Genomic DNA, 23,164 nt, shown 5'->3' on the forward strand with positions numbered 1-23,164 from the left:
CCCCTAGCTAGTAATGGAAACACTGACGGCCTGTTCTTTTTCTGCCCTTCCACCGCTCCCGCGCAGCAGCAGCAACACATGCGCCGCAATGCCAAATCCGCTGATCAGGGCTAATAATCCAAGCGTACCGGACTGCCAATCGCCCGCCCATTGCAGCACGATATACAAGGTGGCTGTGCTGCACACATGGGCCGCAAGCGACCCCCAAAGCGAATGCGAGCCCGCGCGAACGGCACCGTAAAGCATCGCGCCCAGCGCCGCAAATGCGCCAACCGTCACATTCATAAATACCGCACCGAACAATACGGCCTGGAGCAGAACCGTCCACAGAATCGAAAGAGATTGATTGAGTGTATGAAACAGCATGCCTCTGAACAGCCATTCCTCCAGCAAAGATCCCAGCAGCAAGCTGCCGAGCATAAAAATAATCAGGCTGCCGCCGGCAACAAAAGCGACCAGATCCGAAATGGCCGGAAACGTCGCTTTTATCCACGGAAGACGGGCAAACGCGGCAATAAACAAGCCGAGCCAGATGCCCGTCCCTGCGGACAGCAGCAGCGATCCCCTGCGCGGAGGAACAAACCCCAGATCCTTCAGTGAAATTTTTTGCCAGCGCAGCAGCGGAAGATAGACGGCAAGTACAATGATATTGGATACAATCAGTACAATGCCGGAATTGCCTTTGATCCATTCTTTCAGCACGGAATTGCTGATCCCGTTGTAAAGCAATTGATTCACAAGCATCACAATCGCCGCATAAATGACCAAATATAATACGGTATTTCCCGCTATTCGTAATCCCTTCACAGAGGTGTCACCGCCTCAGAAGACAACGGCGCGGAGATCGAAGAGCGATGCTTGACCGCAAGGAATATGCCAACCGCAATCATGACGGCCGCCACAGCCATCCAGGCGGACATCATAGTAATATCCGTCGTCTCCGGCCCGTAATGCCACAGCAGGTACTGACTGCCCTGACAGGCTACTTGCGCTGCGATCGGCGCCCAGATGGATTTAAACCAGACATACAAGAGCGCAAAAATAACCGCGCCTAGAAAACCATACAGCGACAGCGGAATGTCTCCGAAAAAGAACAGCGCTCCGTATAACACGCCCTGAATCACAATGGCGATCCAGACCGGGAGCACGCGTCTGAACTCATTCATCAGAATGCCTCTGAACAACGTCTCCTTGTAAATATTTCCGAGAATCAGGAAAACCAGAAATACATACCATTCCGCGCGGTTCAGGTAATCAAACAATTCGCGGAACTGATACTTGTCCGTTGCAATGGCAGGAAGTCGGGAGAATGCGACTGTAAACAGGCCGGCTCCAAGCCCGATCCATAAAGCGATGGCCACCGATTTGCCGCTCATCACGCGAAACTTAGCCGCCTTAAACAGGTTTTCCTTGAATATAAACCTCCAGGCCAGCAGCATGAGTGGCAAACCCACGATATCGTTCAAAATAATGACGGTTACCGTGTTCTGTTCAAACCACGTGCTTCTGGGGTAAAGATAATACGAAAAATAATGTCGTCACGGTAAAAAACCATGCAAAATACAGCCCGATAACAACGGCCACGCGGGCCAGCATCATTCCCCACGCCTTCATGCGGTTAGCCCCCCTTTTGTGCTGTCGGCGGCACGTCAGCCGTCAGTGCTTGACCGGCACGTGTGCCGATGCCGCCGTTGCCGGAGGACCGCCAGACATAGACGGAACCTCCAATCAACGCCGCCAGACAGAGCGCTGTAATGATATACAGCGAAACATCGCCGAGTTTGTCAAACCATTCGTAGAACCCGATGTATTTGAATAGAAAGATGGTGCCCATGGCCGTATTCTGTACCAGGATCGGTGCCCACAGCGACCCGGTGCGCAAATACAGCACCCCGTAAATCAGGCCCGAACCGATGCTGATGATTGAAAGGGCCGCGCTCGGCTGGAAGTAGGCGTAAGCTGCGGCTTGCAGCACCAAGGCCACATATACCGGCATAACCCGGCGAAGCTCCCTGAAAATGAGGCCCCTGAACAATATTTCTTCAAATGCCGGCCCAATCAAACCGGCGCCAAGAATGACGTACCAGATTGAATCCCCCCTGATCAGATCGTCAACCAGCGCGGGAATGGACGGAAATTGCCGTGCAATATCATCAATGACGATAAGGCCGATGCTGAACAAACTTCCCGCAAGACCCAGGCCGATCATGAGCAAGACGCGCGAGGCGCTCAGCCGCTTGAAGCCCGACGCGCGGAACAGATTTTTTTCCGCATGAGGCCAGATCCATCCTTTGATGCGAAAGATCAGCATGTACACAAGCGTAATCAGCGTGAACAGAACGACCATAAACATAGCCGGGTTGCGATCCAGAAACTCAGCAAAAGTCAGCGTCGCTTCGTAATGGTAAGTCGAGCGAAGCAGATAGAGCAGCGCATAAAAGACCCCAATATAAAGCGCGATATTCCCTATCACGGACAACACTTTTTTCACAGGAAAGCTCCTTTCTTTCTTCTGTCAGATGTATGCTCAAGTCTCGGGCGCAGTCCAGCTTGTCCAAAAGCTTGACCCATGCTACGCCCTCGAGACGGCACTGTCTGCTGTGGCGCGATATTGCTCGACCACGCTCGACAGCAGCTCCAGATAAGCGGAAGCCCAATCCAGCACCGACTCCTTGCCGAGGCGTCGGGCGTTGTAAGTCCACACCCCGCCAAGCTCTGGCCCTTCCGCCCCGCTTGGCGCTGCAGCGCCATCCATATACAGCACAACATCGAATCGTTCCAATAACGTCTCCCGCTCCTTGAACCCGTGCTGCGCTGTTCCTGCAAATAACGGAAACAAGACAAATCCGGCTTCGGCTTGCGGGTGCTTTCTAATTTGTCGCACCGAGTAACATTCTCCTGCGCTCGCCCGCTTGGCGGCATGCCGCAGCAGCGTATCGAAATCACGCACCTCTGCAAAGTCGATTTCCTTCGGAGCAATCAGACCGTTATCCGTCATGGCCGGAAGCACAAGCCGACTGCTGCCGGACTCTCCTCGCCAGAAGTACAGATATGCGGCATACGCCGCGGCTTCAACCGTCACCGAGCGGGATGCTGCAAGTTCCGCAAGTCCTTTCGCAACCAGCCGGTCCAGTTGGAACTGAACGCTGCCGATACGCTCCGCGGCATAGCCGCTGCTGACGCAGTCGTCTGCCACCAGCAGACCGGTCCAGCTCCAGCTCGCGAGCTCCCGATTTCTCGACTCCAAATACGCCGCAAGCGATGAGATTGTTGGATAGGTTAACAGATCCGTTACGCCGAGAACGCCGGGATATAACGTCTCCAGCCGTTGATGCGCCCGCACCAGCAGCAGCGAGTCTCCCCCGGCATCGAAGAAGCGATGATGGATGCCGAAGTCGTCCCTTTGCAGAATTTCGCGCCATACGGCGGCAATCGCCAATTCGTTATCGCTTGTCGCTTCAACAAACGGAGTGCCGCTACCCGTCTTAAGCTCCGGCTCCGGCAGCGCCTTTCGGTCGATTTTGCCGTTTGGAGACAGGGGCATAACGGGCAGTTCCATCACGGTCAGCGGAACCATATAATCCGGCAGGCGCAATGCTGCAAAATCCCGCAACTCCTCAAGGTCCACAGGTTCGGTGCAAACGATGTACGCGCATAAATACTCGCTTCCGCTCGCGGCATCCCGCTTCATGACCACCGCTTCCGAAACCGCTGGATGACCGCGCAGCACATGCTCGATTTCCCCGCATTCGATACGCTGGCCCCTTATTTTCACCTGATGGTCGATTCGGCCCAAATATTCGATTCTTCCGTCAGGCAGCCATCTGGCAAGATCTCCTGTTCGATACATCAGACTGCCCGCCGCAAATGGATTATCGACGAACTTTTCTTCCGTCAAATCGGGCCGGCCGATATAACCTCGCGCCAGGCCCACGCCGGATATGCATAGTTCCCCCGCAATGCCGACGGGCTGGAGCTTCATCGCTCCGCTCATGATATAGAGCGAAATATTGTCGATCGGCTTGCCAATCGGTACATTGATCGAAATATCGTTGATCGGAATATCGCCATCAGAGCAATCGTAAAAGGAAACGTCCACCGTCGCCTCGGTCGGGCCGTACAGGTTCACAAGTCTGGCATCGAATGGAACTCCGTATCCGCTCGCGGAACCGCCGCACCCTTGATACCGCAGTCAGCGCTTCGCCGCTGGCGAACACATGACGCAGGCTCTCCAGCCTGGCCTCGCCGCGCAGCAAGCTCGGATGCTCCAGGAACAGGTGCAGCATGGACGGCACAAAATGCATCGTAGTTACGCCATGCCGCGCTATCGTATCCATCATAAGCGCGGGGTCTTTTTCGCCGCCTGGAGGCAGCAGGACCAGCTTGGCTCCCGCAAAGCTCCACCAGAACAGCTCCCAGACCGATACGTCGAAGGTAATCGGCGTTTTCTGCATAATGACTCCGCTTGCGTCCAGTCCATATTGCTTCTGCATCCAGCCGATCCGGTTAACAACGGAATGATGCTCGATCATGACGCCTTTCGGCTGTCCGGTCGATCCCGAGGTATACAGCACATAGGCAAGCGAACGTGAATCATGCAGCTTCTCCACAGGGGAGTCGTCCCGTTCCTGCGCCAGCGCCTCATGAACGTCCATCAATGACGCGAACGTCTCCAGCTCTTCCGAGGCTTTGCCCAGCGTCAGGACAAGCTCGGCTCCGGAATTGTCCAGCATGTAGCGTATTCGTTCCGGCGGCAAGCCCGGCGGGGCAGGCACATAAGCTCCGCCCGCCTTTAGCACGCCAAAGATTGCAATCATCATCTCCAGGCTGCGATCCATTACAACGGCCACGCGATCCTCGCGCTTGACACCTTGCCGTCTGAGTGCCTGCGCCAGCCGGTTTGACTTCCGGTTCAATTCCGCATACGTCAAAACTCCGTCCTCCGCCGCAACCGCAACGGCCTGCGGCGTTTCCACCGCTTGTCTTTCGAGGTAAACCTCCACCGTATCGCCGCCTGCATACGGCGCTGTCGTACGATTGAACTCTTTGCTCTGCTTCTCTGCCTCAGCGGCGCCCTGCAGTCCGATCCCTCCGAGCGGCTGCTCCGGCTCGGCCAGTGCAAGACCGACAATACGGTAATACCATTCCGCCATTCTGCATATGCTGTCTTCTTTAAACAGCGACGTTGCATATTCGATCATCAAGGCTGCGCCTTTTGGGCCCTGATCCGCAATCTCAAACGTCAAGTCCAGCTTCGAAACGCGATGGTCCGGCACTTGCGCCTCAAATTGCAAGCCGTCCACCGCCACCTGTCCGGCCTCCCTATGCTGCATGACAAACATCGTGTCAAACAGCGGATTGCGGCTCAGATCGCGCGGCACATCCAGCATCGTCACCATGTGCTCAAACGGGAGCAAGCTGTTATCCAGTGCCGCAAGCACTGTTTCTTTGAGCTGCTCGGCTAACGCTCTGAACGACAGCTCGCCAGATGGCTGGCTTCGAATCGGCAGTGTATTGACAAACATGCCGACCAGAGACTCGGTAGCGGGATGGAAGCGGCCGGCGATCGGCGTGCCGACAATCAGATCGTCTTGCCCTGTCATCAGATGCAATAACGTATGGTAAGCAGCGAGCCAGATATGGAATGGCGTAACGCCCCATTGCTCAGCCGCCGCTTCGATGCCCTCGACAAGCCCCGCCGGTATTCGCAGTTCAAGCTTGACGCCTTCGAAGGTTTGTTCGGGCGGACGCGGATAATCGGTTGGCAGCTGCAGCACAGGAAGTGTACCCGCTAGCCGAAGTGCCCAATATTGCTCTTGCTCCTCTCTTGCCACTGAAGCCATCCACTCCTGCTGCCAAACGGCGGCATCCTTATAGTGAATGGGCAGCGGCTGCAAGGAGCCGCCGCGATACAACTGCTCGAAATCGCGCGCCATCACATTCATGGACACGCCGTCGGCGACGATGTGGTGAATGTCCAGCAGCAGCGTATGCCGACTTTCGCCGTCTGTCGCAAGAAACGCCCGAATTAACGGAGCCTTCCGCAAATCGAACGGGCGGACGACCGCACGCGTAAATGTATTCAAGTCCGCTGCATCCATCAAGGCAAATACGGCGAGTTCAAACAAAACCCGCTCATGGACACGCTGTACAGGCTTGCCGTCTGCCCAGTCAAAGCTGGTGCGCAGCGGTTCATGGCGGTCAATCAAGCCCTGAATCGCCTCGCGAAGCCTGTTCTGATCAAGTTTTCCCGTCAGGCTCAGCGCGAGCGGCAGATTGTAGACCGTGCTGCCCGGATAAAACTGCTGCAGCACAAACAACCTGTTCTGCGCGAGTGACAACGGGTAGTAAGGCCGACTTTCCGCCTGGGCAATAACCACGGCCGGCTTGGAGACTGCGGTGTCGATGCGGGCCGCCATTTCCCGCAGCAGCGGAGTCTCGAACACATCCTTCAATGCATATGCAGCTCCATAACGCTGCTCGATCAAGCCCGCAAGCCGTGCGGCGCGCAAGGAATGGCCGCCTAATTGAAAGAAATGGGCTTCTCTCCCGATCACCGACGGGTCGTCCGGCCCGCTTGCAGCCAGACCGAGCACCTCCTGCCACAGCTCGGACAGCCGCTGCTCCGTTGGCGTAGCAGGCGCTTCGCCGTGAGCCACCGGTTCAGCGAACCGGGGTTCCGGCAGGCGGCTGCGATCTGTTTTGCCGCTCGGATTCAGAGGTAACGCTTCCATAGCTACAAAATATGTAGGGATCATATACTCCGGCAGCAGTTTCTTAAGAGTATCCCGAAGACTCACTTCCTCCGGCTTCTCCCCGTCCACTGTCACGAGATATGCGCATAGCGCCGGCTCTCCCGCATGGTCCATCACCGCCGTCACCACGGCATCGCGAACTTCTGCCTGGCGGAGCAGCGCTTGCTCAATCTCGCCGCATTCGATGCGGAGACCACGCAGCTTGACCTGATGGTCAAAGCGTCCCAAATATTCAATATTGCCGTCCGGCAGCCACCTTGCAAGGTCCCCGGTACGGTACAGCTTCTCTCCTGCGGCAAACGGATTCGGAACAAAGCTTTGCTCTGTCAAATCCGGCCTGTTGCGATATCCGCGCGCAAGACCGGCACCTGCGATACACAGCTCGCCGAACACACCGATCGGCTGCGGTCTCATCCGCTCGTCCACAATGTGGAGCCGGATGTTCTGGATGGGCTTGCCGATCGGAATCGCACCCGCCCCAGCGTCCGGGCAATCGTAATAGCTGACATCGACGGTCGCTTCCGTCGGGCCGTACAGATTGATGAGCCGTCCTTGGCTGCCGCCACGCTCCATCAGGCGGTAAAAACCTGCGACATGCGCGGGCTTGAGCGCTTCGCCGCTCGCAAATACGTACCGCAGGGATCTTAGCTCGCCGCCTCTGCCGCTGTCCGCCGCGTAGGGCAGGAAGACGCCCAGCATAGACGGCACAAAATGCATAACCGTAACCGCCTGCTCCTCAATCTCGCGCAGCATGACCGCTGGCTCCTTCTCCCCGCCGGGCTCCAGCAAATAAAGCGATGCACCGGCAAAGCTCCACCAGAACAGCTCCCATACGGAAACGTCAAACGTGATCGGCGTTTTCTGCAAAATAACGTCTCGCTCATTCAACGGATAAGCCGTCTGCATCCAGTGCAGCCGGTTGATCGCAGCGCGGTGCTCCACCATAACGCCTTTGGGTTGGCCGGTGGAGCCTGATGTATAAATGACATACGCCAAATGCTCGGGGCCTGCTTGAGGCGGCAAAACCGTTTCTTCTTCGCCAAGCGGCAGCTCCAATGCGGCGGTAGTCGCAAGCGCGTCCAGATCTAGCGTTTCCCCCTGAAAGGCCGGGAGCGTACGAATCCATTTGGTCCCCGCCAGAAGCAGACTGGCCCCGCTGTCCTCCAGAATGCCGCGGATCCGCTCGGGCGGATGCTCCGGGTCGAGTGGCAAGTAGGCCCCTCCCGCCTTGAGCACCGCCATGATCGCAATCATCATGGACAACGAGCGCTGGGCGGCAATCGGCACAATCGTCTCGACCGCAACCCCCTTGCTTCTTAGCACGGCAGCCATGCGTTCAGCGCGTTCATTAAGCTCCCCATACGTCAGCGAGCCTTCTGCCGATCGCACCGCCGGGAGGTCCGGCCACCGCCGCGCGGACTCGGCGAACCATTCGTGAATCGTCTTCTCCATCGGGTACGGAGATCCCGTATTATTCCATGCCGCAATGGCAGTCTTCTTCGGCAGGTGTCGTCATTTCAACGTCGCCACAGATCAGGTCGGGGCTGGCAGCCGTTTGCTCTAAAATGTAAAGCAGCCGCGCCGCCAAGCACTCCATCGTGCCTTTATCGAACAATCCCGTATTATACTCCAGCACCGCCCGCAGATCGCCTTCGCCATCGCTGTACAGATCGAGCTTGAAGTCCAGCTTGGAGGTTCCGTGGCTGACAGGCAGAGGCTCCATGCTCCAACCGTTGCCGCGCACCGCCAGTTTCTCGTCATCAAACTGGTTGTGAAGAATGAGCATCGTATCGAACAGCGGATTGCGCGAAGGGTCATGCGGATACGGGGTCGCTTCCATCATGTGCTCGAAGCTGACATCGCCATGCTCGTATGCGGCAAGCAGACGCCGATGGGTCTCATCCACAAACGCCAAGATCGGCAGCTCGTCCGCCATCTGCATCCGAATCGGCAGAAACTGGTTGAACATGCCGATCATCCGGGCCGTGTCCGGATGCGACCGGCCTGCCGCCAAAGCACCGATTGCAAATTCCGACTGATGCGTTGTTCCCTTGAGCAGCAGCGCGTAAGCCGCAAAAAGCAGGCTGTTCAAGCTAGCTCCGGCGCTTGCGGCTATTTCTTTCATCCTTGCGACGAGTGCCGACGGAATATAGAAGGTATACGTATCGCCTGCAAATGTCTGACGGTCGCCGCGCGCCCGATCCAGTGGCATATCGAGCGGCGCCGAAGATTCAGCAAGCTGCTCCGTCCAAAACGCCTGACTTGCCCTGGCCCGCTCTGAGCCGGACTGTCGCTCTTGCCAAACAGCATAATCCTTGTAATGCCGAGCCAGAGGCGCAAGTTCTGCCCCGTCGACCAAATCGGCCAGCTCCTCCAGCAGCAGCTTAACGGATATGCCGTCCGCCGCGATGTGATGGATGTTGAGCAGCAGATAAGCCTCAGCTCCTTCCGATTCGGGCCGGCAATAACATGCAGCGAGCTGCGGCACGGAGCCAAGATTGAGCGGCCGGAAAAACGGTCTCAAGCATTCCGGCAGCGGCGTCTCTGCGAGCTCCGCCGTTTGCAGAACAAAGTCGGCCGAATCGTGCACGATCTGGGCCGCAGCACCGTCGATCCAGTGATAGGAGGTCCGCAGCGGCTCATGCCGTTCGATCAACTTCCGAAGCGCTTGTCCAAATCCGGTTTCATTAACCGTACCCGTCAATTTAAGCGCAAGCGGAATATGGTAGGATAGTCCGATATCAGCTATGTTTTCCGCCAAAAACATGCGCCGCTGCGGCGGACTCAGCGGATAGGATGCGGCTTGTGGCGCGGCCGTAACAGGTTCGTACGCTTCCTTGGCTGCCCCGTCGATCCAGGCCGCCTGCTCTCTGACCGTCGGCAGCTTGAAAATTTCCTGAAGCGGCATGCGCACCCGGCAATGCTTGTAGATGGCCGAGGTCAATGCGGCCGCTTTCAAGGAATGACCACCATGCTCAAAGAAGTGGTCAACCGCGCCAATCTTTCCTGCATGAAGCACTTCTTGCCACAATCCGGCAACAAGGACCTCCGTGTCAGTGGCGGGCGCTTCATAGGGGGCCGTGCGCTCCGGCACAGGAAGACGTTTTATGTCCACCTTGCCGTTCGCGTTCAGCGGAAGCTTATCCAACGGCACAAACGCGGCGGGAATCATAAATGCCGGCAGCTTTCCAGTCAGTTGGCTCCGAACGCTTGCCTGCTCTTCTGTTTGCTCCGCAACGATATAAGCGCATAAATAAGGCGCGCCGTCATTCTCGATCAGCGCCACAAACACTTCCTTGACGCCCGCACAATCCAGCAGCCTGCTTTCGATCTCACCCAATTCAATCCGGTAACCCCTCAGCTTGACCTGGCTGTCGATTCGGTCCAGAAACTCCAAATTTCCGTCAGGCAAGCGGCGAACCAGATCCCCGGTGCCGTACACGGTTTCACCTTCCCGGAATGGATGCGGCCGAAATTTTGAAGCGGTCTGCTCCGGCAAATTCACATAACCGGATGCGACACCGTCGCCCGCAATCCACAGCTCGCCTGGCACCCAATCCGGCTGCAATCGGCCCTGCTCATTCAGCACCAGCGTTTCTGAACGCGCGATTGGCGCACCGATCGGCACGGTGGCCGTCCCTTGTCCATCCCATGTTTCAGTAATCGGATAACAGGTAGCAAACACCGTTGTTTCCGTAGGGCCATAGACATGCAGCAGCACACCCGGTCCAAGCGGGCGCAGCGCTTTGCGGATATGCGGCACGGAAGCCCGCTCTCCGCCAAATAAAATATGACGCAGGCCGCGCAGCGACTCCAGCCCATGATCGACCAGCGTATTAAACAGCGCTGTTGTCACAAAGAACACGGTAATGCCGCTGTCCTTGATCAGCTCCGTCAGCCGCATAACGTCGGCAACCTCTTCCTCGCCAACCAGCGTCAGCTTCGCGCCGTTCAACAGCGCACCGTACAAATCGAAGGATGAACCGTCAAAGGCGTAGTTGGAAAGCTGCAACAGCGCATCGTTTTCCGAAATGCTTATATAATCGGTATGGTAGGCAATCCGGGACACATTGCGATGCGTGGTCAGAATCCCTTTCGGCTTGCCCGTCGAGCCGGAGGTATACATGATATATGCGAGATCATCCCCAGCGCCATTGATGTCCAGATCATGCCCGGACCCGCCAGCCCATTTCGTATCCAGTTCTTCCATGTCGATGACATCGATGCTGTCACCGGCAAGCCGGGCACCCATCTCCATCGTCGCGGCTGCAGCCACGATGACCTGCGCTTCCGTATCCCGGAGCATAAACAAAATCCGCTCTTCGGGATATTGCGGGTCAATCGGGACATAAACGGCTCCCGATTTCAGCACAGCCAATATCGCCGCAATCATATCGGGCGAGCGACGCAACAATAACGCCACCTTCGCCCCCGGCGCAACGCCGCACCGCGCAAGCACGCGCGCGAACCGGTTGGCACGTTCGTTCAGCTCGCTGTAGGTATACGTCCGCTCGCCCATTTCAACGGCAATCTGCTGCGGACTTTCCGCCGCTTGCCGCTCAAACAGCCTGTGCAGCGACAGCTCCTGCGGCTGCTCGGCGAATGAACGGCCAAGCCGGAGCAGACGATCCCGTTCCTGCGCATTGACGGGATCAAGCTCGCCAAGCGCTGCATGCGGCTGCGCGGCGACGGCCCGGGCCAACGCTACATAATGCCGGGCCCATTGCGCAGCGGCCCGCTCATCGTACAAATCCAGCGCATACTCCAGCGTAAATGTGATACTAACGCCGTTATCCACGCACTCCCAAGTCAGATCGAACTTGGCCGAGCCGCTGTCCATCGCTTGGGGCGTATAAACAACATCTTTGCTCTTCCATTCGGGCAGCTCCATATTTTGCAGCGTAAACACCGAATCGAACAGCGGATTCCGCCCATATACCCGCTCAACATTCGCCAGCTCGGCTATTTCTTCATAAGGCACATCCCCGTTGCCTATGGCGGTCAGCGCCTCCCCGTGGACCTGCTTCAGCCATTGATCGAAGCGCAAGCCGCTTTGCCCGCGCAGGCGGATCGGAACCATGTTAACGAACATCCCGACTACGCCTTGCAGCTCCGGCCGCATCCGTCTCGCGGCTGCCGTGCCGATAACGATGTCGGATTCGCCCGTATATTTCGCAAGCAGCGCATAATAAATGGATAGCAGGACGGTGTATAACGTTACGCCCTCGCGTCTTGCCAACGCCCGCAGCGATCCGGCAAGCTCCGGCTCCAGCTCAAAGCGCTCCATTGCCCCGCGATAGCTCGGCGTCTGCGGTCTTGAACGGGGGGACGGAAGCGCCGGAGACGGCACACCATCCCGAAAGATTTCGCGCCAATAAACCTTCTGGCCCGCAAGCCAGCCCCCATTTCGGTCCGCTTCCTCCCACAGCGCGATATCCCCACTATGTATGGACAACGGCTCAGGTAGGTTCCCTTCGTAAAACCTCGTAAGATCGGACATCAAAATGCCCATCGACGTTCCGTCCGTCATGATATGATGCATATCCAGCAGCAGTACGCTTGACTCGTGCTCCAGGCGCACAAGCTCCATGCGCAGCAGCGGCCCTTTCTCCAGAGGAAACGGCTGCAGGAAGCTGCGCTGACGCAGCGCCAGGTCATGCGCCGACCAGCTGCTTCCGTCAACGACCGCAAGCGGCAACTCGATCGCCTGCTCGATGCGCTGCATCACATGCCCTTCTTCCATATAAAAGGACGTCCTCAGCGATGGATGCCGCTCTATTAGAGCCCGCCATGCTGCGCGGAATCGTTCGATATCGAGCGGGCCCTTCACCTGAACCGCAAACGGCAGATGGTAATTGAGCAGCCCCGGATTCAGCTGCTCCAAAATGAACAGCCGCTTTTGCGCCGAGGTCGCAGGATAAACCGTCCGCTCTTCTGCTTTAACCACCGGTGGAGGAGCGTGTGTGGCAGTACCCATGCTCTCCTGTGCCCTTTGCTCCAGTAAAACGGCCAGCGAGCTCACCGTATCATGCAAAAACAGCTCGGTAAGCGTAAGTCGGGCGCCAAACGCCTCTTGCAGCCTGGCGGCTGCATCAGCCGCCTTGAGCGAGTTGCCACCTTGCTCGAGAAAGCTGTCATTTCGGCCTATGGCATCCTTTTTCAACACCTCACGCCAGACGGACACGATCCGTTCTTCCGCTTCCGTGAGCGGCTCCAAGCTGGCATCCCCACGGAAGACATCGCCGCCTTCCGCATCATAGAGCTCGAGCGTGGTCGCCGCTTCCAGCTCTTTCAACTCGGCAAGCGCTTCTGCAAACTCTCCTGCGCGCAGCGCTTCCGCCAATACGTAGCGTTGAATTTTGCCGGAGGTCGTTTTCGGAATGCGCCGAACAGGGACAACAAAAGCAACGTCCAGACCGGCCGATCCGTTCAGCCGTTTTTTCACCTCGGTCATCAGCGGTACAAATCCGCTGATCTTGCCACGATGTTGAATAAAAACAGCCATCGCATCCCGTTTGGTCATGTCATCCTGAACGGCGGCAATCGCCGTTTTCCCGATTTCGGCCCCTTTCAGGCTGCTGATCAATGCCTCCAGGTCATGCGGATACACATTTTGCCCATTGACGAATATGACGTCCTTCATGCGACCGGTCACATATAAACGTCCTTCCAGCAAGAAACCCAAATCTCCCGTATTCAGCCAGCCTTCCGGAGTAATCGTTTGCTTGTTTACATCAGGTCGCTTATAGTAGCCACTTGTAACGTTGCGGCCTCTAATATGAAGCAAGCCTATACTGCCTGCAGACGTTGGTTTTCCCGCTTCGTCGCAAATGCGCACCTCGCACTCTTGTACGGGGAAACCCAGTTCGACGATCTCGATCGCAGTGTGGTCCCCGTGTGCAGCCATTCGTACAGGCTGTCCGACAGCGAGTGATTGTCGCTCAAGCAGAGCGGTATTCAGGTAGTCTTCCGTCCCAGGGAACGTCACGGCCAAACTCGCTTCCGCAAGCCCGTAAACCGGAAAAATGCAATTCCCCTTTAACCCGTACGGCTTCATAGCCTCCAGAAAATCGCGGCAATGGGCAGCCGATATCGGTTCGGCCCCGTTAAATATCAGCCTGACGCAAGACAAATCCCATGCGGCCGCTCCTTCCGGCTTCCAATGCTGCAGAAAATGCACATAACCGAAATTCGGCGAAGAGAGGCATGTCACCCGATGCTTATGCGTAAGCTCCAGCCATTTCATCGGATGAAGCACAAACGTCGAGGTCGGCAAGTGCAGCTGATTCATGCCGCAAAATAGCGGAGAAAGATGAAAGCCGATGAGCCCCATATCATGCGTCAGCGGCAGCCAGCTTAGGGAAGAATCCCGCTCCGTCGACTGTGCTCCATGGATAATGGCTCGCATGTTCGACAGAAGATTGCCGTGCGTCAGCACGACCCCCTTCGGGTCTCCGGTAGAGCCCGATGTAAACTGGATGAATGCGGTGTCCGTCTCGGCTGCGTCATAAGGCTCCGCCTCGGGCCTGTTAGTATCCACAGCCGCCGCAAGCACCTCCGCAATCGGCACGCTGCCAGACTCAAGCCCGGCCAGCGCCTCCACTTCTCCGTGCTTCAAAGCGTAGCCTTGAATTCCCGGCCAAAGCTCCTCATCGCATAGAAATCTAAGCGCTTCCAACTGCTTGCATACCTCGATCAGCTTTTTGCGTCCTTCGTCCGTACGCGCCGCGGTCACAGGTACGGGGACAATGCCGCCGAGCACACAAGCCCAGAACAGGAGGATAAACCGTTCATTATCTTCCGTCTGCAAGACGGCAAAGTCGCCTGGCTCAAGGCCCTGCTCGCGCAGCAGATGGAGCGCTCTTCCGGCCAATGTTAGTAATTGGCCGTACGACAAGTGGCGTTCCTGACCGCTTTCGCAAAATAAAATTCCAGTATCGTTTTCCTTGCGCTCCAGCAATACGCCGGATAAATTACGGATGGTTCTCATCGTCGCCAGCCCCCCGTTCTGTGTTTGATCACAACGTTGTGGAATGCAGTTCTTGATAATCCTCCGTTACGATGCGATTAAGCTCGTCCAAAATGACAACATGCGGACGATACGTTCGGGCTACCGATTCCTCCATCATCGCGTAAGAAATAATAATGACGCGGTCGCCCGGCTGCACCAGTCTCGCAGCAGCACCGTTCAAGCACACCATACCCGAGCCTCTTGGGCCGGTTATGACATAGGTCTCCAGCCTGGCTCCGTTATTTATATTGACAACCTGCACTTTTTCGTTCTCCAGGATGTTGGATGCATCCAAAATATCCTCATCGATGGTTATGCTTCCTACATAATTCAAATTGGCCTCCGTCACGACAGCATGGTGAATTTTGGACTTATGCATCTCTCTAAACATGAATACACTCTCCTTGTGGGGTGGTGTTTGGAAAAATAAGACTTAGCTAACTTCTTAAAAACGAACGTTATTTTCCAAATATTCTTTTTAAGGAACACCCAGAAACAAACCTGCGTTGTTTCTCTGACTTAACGAAAAGACCAGGCTGGTGCAACAAGACGTTCCAAAAAGAAACTGTGCGGCAAACTCTTGCTACTGTGGCTGTTTGTGCAAAACAAGCAAGTTCATGCTTATGCGTGGGATCAAGGTGAATAGGCAATTTCATGTGATTGTGAGGGGGCTTGTTGACTGGCAAGCTCATACTTTTTTGTGTGGAATCTTGCTGGCAGTAAGCTCATGCTGTTGAACGAGCTCATGCTGATCAGGCAGGTGTAGGCTATCGTGCGGGTTCCAGTAGATCGATAATCCTGGCAGTAGAAACTAAAAACGTGGCTTGTACATAGCAGCAGCTCATCATTCTAGGCAGTTCATTGCTGCAAAGAGGGAAATTGGTGTGTATTAAGGTGTAGCGGTAATGAATTAAAGTGTTACAGTAAAAAAATATAATTCTCATAAATTAGGGAATTTCTTGTAACCTACCCTTATAGTAGTGCTAAACTTTTGCCTGCGATAGGGAGATAAACTTACAATACAGGGGGAAATTTTCTTTACTTTTTTGATCAGTACTACCAGAGATTGAGAGCTCTGCGCAAAAAAACACTTCCGTTCTTGCTTGAAAACAGCAGCTTAACATACAAAAACATATTAAAAATCGTAACTTTACAGCGGATGGATTGGCGGCAATAGTGGAGCGCTTTTTTGCGATCGTGACGGTTTAAATAGCTGAGTGTATAATATTTGCTTGCGATGCCGATGTCGATATAATAGAGTTGTTTCGCTTTTTTGCTGACGGAATCGGACTGAGAGACTAATTCCCGTATGTGCTCGCGGACCTGGATAGATTTGAAGCTAAGCTCCTCGATTCTTATATATATTTCCTTGTTGAGATGAATCGTATCTGGATCAAGCTGCCAGCGGTCGCAGAATAAGTAGAGGCTATCGGGGGATTCCCGGTAGACGGCATGAGGTTTGGTTTGCAGTGCAATTCTGTATTTGTCGAAAAAGCGGAGCAGATAGGTTGTATCTTCACCCAGATAAAAATGCTCATTGATCAAGCCGACTTCATCCAACAGCTCCCGCCGGAATACCATCGTATTCAGTTGAAAAAAATTGCGTGTATGAGACAAAAACGCCTCGAACAATCCTTTTTCGAATATGATCGTTTCTCCGTCATTCCATGTTTCGAACGTTGTTCGCATCGAATGCAGCAAATGTCGCTCCACCTTGTTGTCGAAATTGTAGGAAGTCATATCGCCGTGCTGTTCCACCCACAGCGCAAAGCTGATAGCTGCTTTTGTCAGCGCAAGTGTGCTCATGCTGTCGGTCAAATGGCAAGGATACCATTCGTCATCGGAATCAAGAAACGCCAAATATTCGCCTCGCGCCGCCAGCATCCCCGTGTTTCGCGCGCCGCCCGGCCCTTTTTCCCGTTCGTTGCACACATAGCGAATTCGCGCATCCCTACTCGCCCACTCGCGGATTGCCTCTTTCGTATGATCCGTGCTTCGGTCATCAACGACGATCAGCTCCCAGTTGCCGTAAGACTGGCTCAAGATGGACTCGATCGCGCCGGAAATGATGTGCGCCCGATTATACGTAGGCATCACAATACTTATCAACGGCTCCATTCGTTTCACTCCCATCGTTACAAAATATATGCCCTTAAAACATCGTCAGTGTAAATGGGGAATGGGGAAGCCGTCAAGTCCAAACAGCATACGGTGGTTTATGCATGAGCCGCTTGTGAGTTGAATTGGAATCTATCGCAACTCGGAGTCATCCAGCAACAAAGTGGCGTCCGGGCTGAGTCCATGCTCACGCAGCAGCATTTTAAGATATTCGCCGATAAGTTTTTTTTGCTGTTATTTCCTCCCGAAAATAGAAGTTTGTTTGATTGCTCACATTCTATTGGAAGTCCGTTGCAAGTAAGTTACAAAAAAATTCGCAAAAATCGACTGCGTATCTGCTATGCTAGGATCAAAGTTTTACGAACTAGAACTCACACAATATTAGTTCCCCTAGGCACAATACTGGCCTGCTGTAATAATTGAATGTACCTGCCTATCTATCTCATACTTCAGATTTGGACGAATATCTTTTTTTTCGTTAATCCGTCTATACTCCCCAGAGACATTTTCAGCATGCTGCCTCTGTCCTGAGACGGAGACGAAAACCGTTCTGCCGTCCCTCACTTCTAGTCATAGCAATAAGTTATCTTTATATTGCGCCGGTTGATATACCGTTAAGTATACTCAGGCATCCTCATTTACCAGTCAAAGAATACATACTCTCTCTTGATTTAGACACGCAGCAGCAAAAACATAGTTCGAACTGAAAGGGGAAAAATGATGAAGCTGATTTATCAATTAGAGCATGTGGATAAAACATACAAAAAAGGAAAGGTTGTCGCCAATCAAAACATAAGTTTCGACGTTCAGCAAGGGGAAATTCTCGGTTTGCTTGGTCCGAATGGAGCAGGCAAATCCACGCTAATCAAGCAAATGGTAGGTCATCTTGCTCCCACCTCAGGTACGGTACGCTACAAAGGAACCAGCGTACAGACACAAACCAAGCGAGTTGCCCAAGAGGTGGCCTACTACTCACAAGAGCCTCACGCCCTGACCAGTTTAAAAACCTGGGAAGCCCTGTATTTTACAGGAAGATTACGAGGATTGACAAAGCAGTCCTCCATAGAGCAATCAGAGGAATTGTTGGAACGCTTTGGAATGCAGGACCTCCGTCATAAGCTACTCAAAAACGTTTCCGGCGGACAGAAGCGTTTAATCGGGATTGGTACATGTTTGATCGGCTTTTCCCCCGTCATGATCCTGGATGAACCGACCAATGAACTGGACCCTAAAAAGAGAAGGCTCGTATGGGATCTGATTCAGGAACGCAATCGTCAAGGAGTAACCGTAATCTTGGTGACACATAACGTGCTGGAGGCCGAACAGGTCGTGGACAGAGTAGCAGTTGTAAATCACGGCAAGCTATTGGCCATCGATCATGTCACTGTCTTAAAACAAAGGGTCGATCAGCGGATGAAACTGGAAATTACGACTTCCTTAGGCGAAAGCGATTATGTTTGCGAAAGCTTAAGCGCGCTGGGACAGTGGACCAAGATAGGAGAAAACCGAATCCGGGCACTGATTGAGAAGCAAAACGCCAGCTACGCGATTGACTGCCTGACCAACCAGCATTTGCCGATTGAAGAATATTCGCTGGTCCCTCCGAATCTTGAAGATGTTTATTTTCATATCGATGACGAACAGGATAAACCTGTCACAGCGGAGGTGGTCTAAACATGGAAAAGGCAAAACCATCCATGCAAAGCCATGACTTGCAGCTGCAAGAAGCGGTCTTTCTCCAAGGGCACCAGGAGCAGAGTATCATCCAACGCAGAATTACGGAATGGCTGATCCTGGCCCGTATTCAATTCACGATTATCCGCGAGGCGTGGGTTTGGATATTCATCATGGCATGCATGTTTCCGTTAACAACGCTGTTGTTTCTCAAATTTTTCACGGTTGACCCAACGCCAGCCGTCATGACACGTATTATTACAGGGAATATGCTCTTCGGCTTAATCGTTATGGGACTCAATTCCATGGCTCAGGAGATTTCTTGGCAGAAGCATCAAGGCCACTTCACGTACTATTCGTCCCTGCCGATTGCCAAGGTAAACTTCATCTTCGCCAATTTGCTACGCGGCTTGATCATGAGCGTACCGTCTTTTATTATCCTGGCCCTGATTGGTCAGCTTGCTTACGGCATTCAATTCCACTACAGTTGGGGACTTGTCCCTGTATTGCTGCTCACCGTTTTTAGCGTGGTTGGCGCGGGTGTACTGATCGGCTTCTGGTCTCCTAGCCATCAACTGACAAATATGCTCGTCCAGGCGTTGATGATGTTCATCTCGTTTTTGACACCAGTCATGGTGGATATGAATCAATTGCCTGGAATCCTGCAATGGTTCTCTTATATCTTTCCAACCACTTACGCCGCTGAAGCCATGCGGGAGGTACTGATATCGGGCTGGTCCGGCTCTGTCGCCTGGAACACGCTTATACTCTTATTTTTCTCGCTGTTGTCCATCGTGTTGATCTTGAAAAAGATAGATTGGCGTGTAGAGAAGTAGAGAAAAGCGCAGTTCATTTTTTCCGAAAAAAAACGAGGAAACAGGCAGCCGATAGTATCGGGCTGCCTGTTTTCTACTAGTTATTGCGGTATAGTGTCATGGATGGTCTGCATTACACTACAAATCTCTCAATTGCAACAGCAACACCATCATGATCATTTGAATCGGTTACGTGGGCTGCACAATTCTTCAGTTCGATTATCGCATTTTCCATTGCAACTGGAAATCCCGACATATGAAACAGGCCTAAATCGTTAAAGTCATCCCCGAATACCATTACATTTTCTGATCTTACTCCGATATCGCTTAACACACATTGCACGGCTTTTTCCTTTGAGGCTGATTTATGCATGATTTGGACCAATACTCCTCCATCGGTTGCGATTACGTTCACATGGTCACCGAATTGCTCGCATATATCCCCCCATGTGCTGCAACCTAGAACCAATATTTTGGTCGGGGAAAGCAAACTTATATAATCTTTATCAACAACCTGGGGTTTCGGGTCATTCGAGCGGATACCTAATTGAGCACATTGTGAATCGGGAACTGGTCTACACGTATACCATGAATCATGAACCTCGTATGAGATTATCGAATGAGGTACTCGTAACTCGATGAATTTATGAATCTGTTGGCTAATCTCCATAGGGATACTAATGTGCCGCTCATTTTGCTTAGATTTGCAAGTAGCTAAAGCACCGTTGTAATAAACCATGTAGTCTACAAAAGGGAACACCTTCAAAAATTGATTAGCCGCTGCTGAACAAACTCCCTTATCCGAACATCAGGTTGCTGAAAAGATTATTAGTCTCATCGACCTCAAACAAGCTCATCGAATTTCGAGTTAAGGTACCTTTCTTTCGGTCCTATTAAGATGATGCTGGAAATACCCCATCTTAGTTAAAATAAAGCGCCACATCCGGTTAATCCAGTCGCGACGCTTCTTTTTTATATGGACGATAGTTTATGATAGATTTTAAAGAGAGATGACTTGCAGGCAGCTGCGTATTTCATCTAATGCGACTTCTTGTGTCCATTCTTGGCGATACCCCAAGCAAGCACAAACCATCTCCGTATTTTGGTGGACATGCTTTTTTCGATAATGCACATGTCCCATCACGGCGTAATGAACATTATATTTGACGTACAAATCCGCATATTCTGCACTTCCCAGGAAGGCATTGAAGTATTCCCACCTTGGATGCGGCATCGGCACTTTGAAGAACGGGTGCCCCAGCATATGGGTTACCAGGATGATCTGTTTGCCTTGATACTCGGCAAGCTCCCGTTCCATTGCCTCGTAGAAATAACGATGCATGTCGGAGTTGCTTCTTCCCCAATGAACATAGATGCTGTCTTGCCATGTGCGATCCGCAAATTTCATTTTCTCGAAATCGGCAGACCCATACGTGGGCTCTCCCAATGTGTAATCATACCATCCCGTATTGCCGATTACGACCCACTCATCGTTCAGAATATATGGCTGCTCACTTAAGCAGCCCGGGAAGGATTGATAGGCTTTATAAATTTCCCAAGTATCGGTAATCCCATTCTCTTTGCTCCAGTAATCGTGGTTTCCAGGGACAAACAATACCGGGATACCACTTCTCTCACGCAGTTCATGAAGCACGCTCAAACTGAGGTGCGAATCATTAGATATATCTCCAGCAACGATTAGATGAGTCAATTCCCGCTCTTTCACAACCTCAAGCAGTGCTTCCTGAACAGGAAGATCTTGAGGCTGCTTGTTCAAATCGACATGGAGATCCGATATGATTCCCAGATTCATTTGATTTCCTCCCCTTCATATAGATGACAACTTACCATATTTCCCGTCGAATAGGGCTTCAGCTCCGGCATCTCCTGATGGCATCTGTCCATGGCATAGGGACAGCGAGGATGAAATGTGCATCCCGTTGGGGGAGTAAGTGGACTTGGTAAATCCCCCTGGAGTAAAATCCTCTCCCTCTGTGTTGCCTTCACTTGGGGGATGGATGAAAATAAGGCCTGTGTATAGGGGTGAACCGGTTCTCTTCCTGCTTGAGCAACATCAATGATTTCTGCCAATCGCCCCAGATACATCACCCCGATTCGATCGCTCATATACTGAATTACATTCAAATCGTGGGAAATGAACAGATACGTCAAGCCATGCCGATGTTGTAATTCTTTAAGCAGATTAAGTATTTGAGATTGAATGGAAACGTCCAGGGCTGACACCGCTTCATCAATAACGATAAATTTAGGGTTCAAGACAAGCGCCGCAGCAATTCCGACGCGTTGCCTTTGACCTCCACTTAATTCATGTGGATACCTCTTCAGAAAACTGTTATCCAGCCCCACTTGCTCCAGCACAGAGGCGACAATCTTCCGTCTTTCCTGCTTATCGCCAATACGATGTATAATTAGCGGCTCCTCCAGGATCCAGCCAATCTGCTTTTTGGGGTTTAGGGAGGCATAGGGGTCCTGAAATACGATTTGTATTTCCTGCCGCAATATCCTCATTTCTCGGCGGTCCAGTCCCGTAACGTCTCTACCCCGGTAACGTATGCTGCCCCCGGTCTGCTGCAGCAGCCGCACCAGCAATTGACCCGTTGTAGATTTGCCGCAGCCGCTCTCCCCAACCAGCCCAAAGGTTTCGCCTTCACGGATTGTAAACGACACGTTATCCACCGCTTTCACATACTGCTGGCTTTCCCATAGACCTTGCCTTGGAACGGCATAATATTTGACCAATCCCTCAATCTCAATCAACGCCGTATTCATTCGTCCCCCTCCCAATCCCTCCCCGGATTCGTATACAGGTGACAACGAACGAAATGATTAGCCGTTTGTTCTGTGAGCGGAGGCACATGAGTTAAGCAGAGACTCTCCGCATGAGGACATCGGCTTGTAAACGGACATCCTTCTCCACGTTCTGCAAGGGAAGGCACACGGCCTGGAATAGTATACAGCGGTTTGTCTTTACGCTCAATATCGGGGATGGATTTCATCAGTCCCACCGTGTAAGGATGCTTCGGATCATTCAGCAACTCCTTCACCGGGGCCTCTTCTACAACATAACCGGCATACATGACCATAACCCTGTCGCTAATCTCACGAATGACACCCAGGTCATGTGAAATAAAAAGCATGGCTGCTCCGGTCTCCTCCTTCATAACCTGCAGCAAACTTAAGATCTGTGCTTGAATGGTTACATCCAGTGCAGTTGTTGGCTCATCAGCAATCAACAATTGTGGTTTGCAAATCAGCGCCATTGCAATCATCACCCGCTGACGCATACCACCCGATAATTGATGTGGGTATTCACGGAATAACTGCTCCGCACGAGGGAGCCCCACCCGCTCCATCATATCGAGAGCAAGCCTATGGGCTTCCTTGCGGGAAACCGGCATATGGACCATAGCCGTTTCCGCAATCTGCCAGCCGATTGGAACCAGGGGATTTAAGGCCGTCATGGGATCTTGAAAAATCATGGCAGCTTGCTTGCCCCGAACCTTGCACCATTCTTCTGCACTGAATTCACACAAATTTTTCCCCGCTAGTACAATTTCCCCGCCGGTAACCTCAGCCCCCTTGGGTAATAATCCCATTACCGAAAGTGAAGTCAGGCTCTTACCACAGCCTGATTCGCCAACGATACCGAGCACTTCACCCTCCCTCAATGCAAAGGATATGTTCTGAAGCGCCGGAAGGGAAGCTTTCCTACTGGTAAACGCCACCTTCAGATCCCGTACTTCCAAAAGTTCCGATTTCACATGCTTTCC

General features: G+C 53.1%; 15 protein-coding genes. 2 read left to right on the forward strand and 13 right to left on the reverse strand.

Annotated features, from left to right (window positions below):
- Positions 1–3: 3 nt before the first annotated feature.
- From PVOR_RS15355 to PVOR_RS15380, 9 genes are all read right to left on the reverse strand, one after another.
- Complete coding sequence (locus tag PVOR_RS15355) at positions 4–807, reverse strand: CPBP family intramembrane glutamic endopeptidase (protein ID WP_006210239.1); 804 nt, start codon at positions 805–807, stop codon at positions 4–6.
- The gene (locus tag PVOR_RS15360; protein ID WP_234972951.1) at positions 804–1,466 is read right to left on the reverse strand and encodes a CPBP family intramembrane glutamic endopeptidase; all 663 of its coding nucleotides are present in this window, start codon (positions 1,464–1,466) and stop codon (positions 804–806) included. Before PVOR_RS15360 ends, PVOR_RS15355 begins: the two co-directional genes overlap by 4 nt.
- Positions 1,467–1,491: 25 nt before the next feature.
- On the reverse strand, positions 1,492–1,614 hold the full coding sequence (locus PVOR_RS32565) for a hypothetical protein (RefSeq protein WP_006210241.1): 123 nt from the start codon (positions 1,612–1,614) through the stop codon (positions 1,492–1,494).
- Positions 1,615–1,618: 4 nt separating this feature from the next.
- Entirely contained in the window at positions 1,619–2,491 is an 873-nt protein-coding gene (locus PVOR_RS15365) for a CPBP family intramembrane glutamic endopeptidase (RefSeq protein ID WP_006210242.1), read from the reverse strand.
- A gap of 81 nt (positions 2,492–2,572) precedes the next feature.
- Positions 2,573–4,129: a non-ribosomal peptide synthetase gene (locus PVOR_RS31840; protein ID WP_006210243.1), complete on the reverse strand. Its 1,557-nt coding sequence runs from the start codon at positions 4,127–4,129 to the stop codon at positions 2,573–2,575.
- Positions 4,071–8,207: a non-ribosomal peptide synthetase gene (locus PVOR_RS31845; protein ID WP_006210244.1), complete on the reverse strand. Its 4,137-nt coding sequence runs from the start codon at positions 8,205–8,207 to the stop codon at positions 4,071–4,073. Before PVOR_RS31845 ends, PVOR_RS31840 begins: the two co-directional genes overlap by 59 nt.
- A gap of 19 nt (positions 8,208–8,226) precedes the next feature.
- Positions 8,227–14,745, reverse strand: coding sequence for a non-ribosomal peptide synthetase (locus tag PVOR_RS31850; RefSeq protein ID WP_006210245.1), 6,519 nt, complete (start codon positions 14,743–14,745; stop codon positions 8,227–8,229).
- Positions 14,746–14,773: 28 nt separating this feature from the next.
- Complete coding sequence (gene panD / locus PVOR_RS15375) at positions 14,774–15,157, reverse strand: aspartate 1-decarboxylase (protein ID WP_006210247.1); 384 nt, start codon at positions 15,155–15,157, stop codon at positions 14,774–14,776.
- A gap of 665 nt (positions 15,158–15,822) precedes the next feature.
- Complete coding sequence (locus tag PVOR_RS15380; RefSeq protein ID WP_006210248.1) at positions 15,823–16,884, reverse strand: glycosyltransferase family 2 protein; 1,062 nt, start codon at positions 16,882–16,884, stop codon at positions 15,823–15,825.
- A 717-nt stretch (positions 16,885–17,601) separates the two neighbouring features.
- Between PVOR_RS15380 and PVOR_RS15385 the strand changes: the two genes are divergently transcribed.
- Entirely contained in the window at positions 17,602–18,558 is a 957-nt protein-coding gene (locus tag PVOR_RS15385) for an ABC transporter ATP-binding protein (protein ID WP_179087322.1), read from the forward strand.
- A gap of 2 nt (positions 18,559–18,560) precedes the next feature.
- Complete coding sequence (locus PVOR_RS15390) at positions 18,561–19,394, forward strand: ABC transporter permease (RefSeq protein ID WP_006210250.1); 834 nt, start codon at positions 18,561–18,563, stop codon at positions 19,392–19,394.
- A gap of 112 nt (positions 19,395–19,506) precedes the next feature.
- Here the strand turns inward: PVOR_RS15390 and PVOR_RS15395 are convergent, their stop codons facing one another.
- The 4 genes from PVOR_RS15395 to PVOR_RS15410 form a co-directional block, all read right to left on the reverse strand.
- On the reverse strand, positions 19,507–20,139 hold the full coding sequence (locus PVOR_RS15395) for an HAD hydrolase family protein (RefSeq protein WP_040680666.1): 633 nt from the start codon (positions 20,137–20,139) through the stop codon (positions 19,507–19,509).
- Positions 20,140–20,373: 234 nt separating this feature from the next.
- Positions 20,374–21,186 carry a metallophosphoesterase gene (locus PVOR_RS15400; protein WP_006210252.1) on the reverse strand — a complete coding sequence of 271 codons (813 nt, stop codon included), beginning with the start codon at positions 21,184–21,186 and terminating at the stop codon, positions 20,374–20,376.
- On the reverse strand, positions 21,183–22,163 hold the full coding sequence (locus tag PVOR_RS15405) for an ABC transporter ATP-binding protein (RefSeq protein WP_006210253.1): 981 nt from the start codon (positions 22,161–22,163) through the stop codon (positions 21,183–21,185). The genes PVOR_RS15400 and PVOR_RS15405 overlap by 4 nt, the downstream gene beginning before the upstream one ends.
- On the reverse strand, positions 22,160–23,155 hold the full coding sequence (locus PVOR_RS15410; RefSeq protein WP_006210254.1) for an ABC transporter ATP-binding protein: 996 nt from the start codon (positions 23,153–23,155) through the stop codon (positions 22,160–22,162). The genes PVOR_RS15405 and PVOR_RS15410 overlap by 4 nt, the downstream gene beginning before the upstream one ends.
- Positions 23,156–23,164 lie beyond the last annotated feature (9 nt).

Origin of the sequence: Paenibacillus vortex V453, assembly GCF_000193415.1 — a bacterium.
GTDB lineage: Bacteria > Bacillota > Bacilli > Paenibacillales > Paenibacillaceae > Paenibacillus_AQ > Paenibacillus_AQ glucanolyticus.

Coding starts and splice junctions, on each gene's coding strand:
- PVOR_RS32565 (WP_006210241.1), bottom strand. CDS start 1,614: ATGAAGGCGTGGGGAATGATGCTGGCCCGCGTGGCCGTTGTTATCGGG.
- PVOR_RS31845 (WP_006210244.1), bottom strand. CDS start 8,207: ATGGAGAAGACGATTCACGAATGGTTCGCCGAGTCCGCGCGGCGGTGG.
- PVOR_RS31850 (WP_006210245.1), bottom strand. CDS start 14,745: ATGAGAACCATCCGTAATTTATCCGGCGTATTGCTGGAGCGCAAGGAA.
- panD (WP_006210247.1), bottom strand. CDS start 15,157: ATGTTTAGAGAGATGCATAAGTCCAAAATTCACCATGCTGTCGTGACG.
- PVOR_RS15380 (WP_006210248.1), bottom strand. CDS start 16,884: ATGGAGCCGTTGATAAGTATTGTGATGCCTACGTATAATCGGGCGCAC.
- PVOR_RS15385 (WP_179087322.1), top strand. CDS start 17,602: ATGATGAAGCTGATTTATCAATTAGAGCATGTGGATAAAACATACAAA.
- PVOR_RS15390 (WP_006210250.1), top strand. CDS start 18,561: ATGGAAAAGGCAAAACCATCCATGCAAAGCCATGACTTGCAGCTGCAA.
- PVOR_RS15400 (WP_006210252.1), bottom strand. CDS start 21,186: ATGAATCTGGGAATCATATCGGATCTCCATGTCGATTTGAACAAGCAG.
- PVOR_RS15405 (WP_006210253.1), bottom strand. CDS start 22,163: ATGAATACGGCGTTGATTGAGATTGAGGGATTGGTCAAATATTATGCC.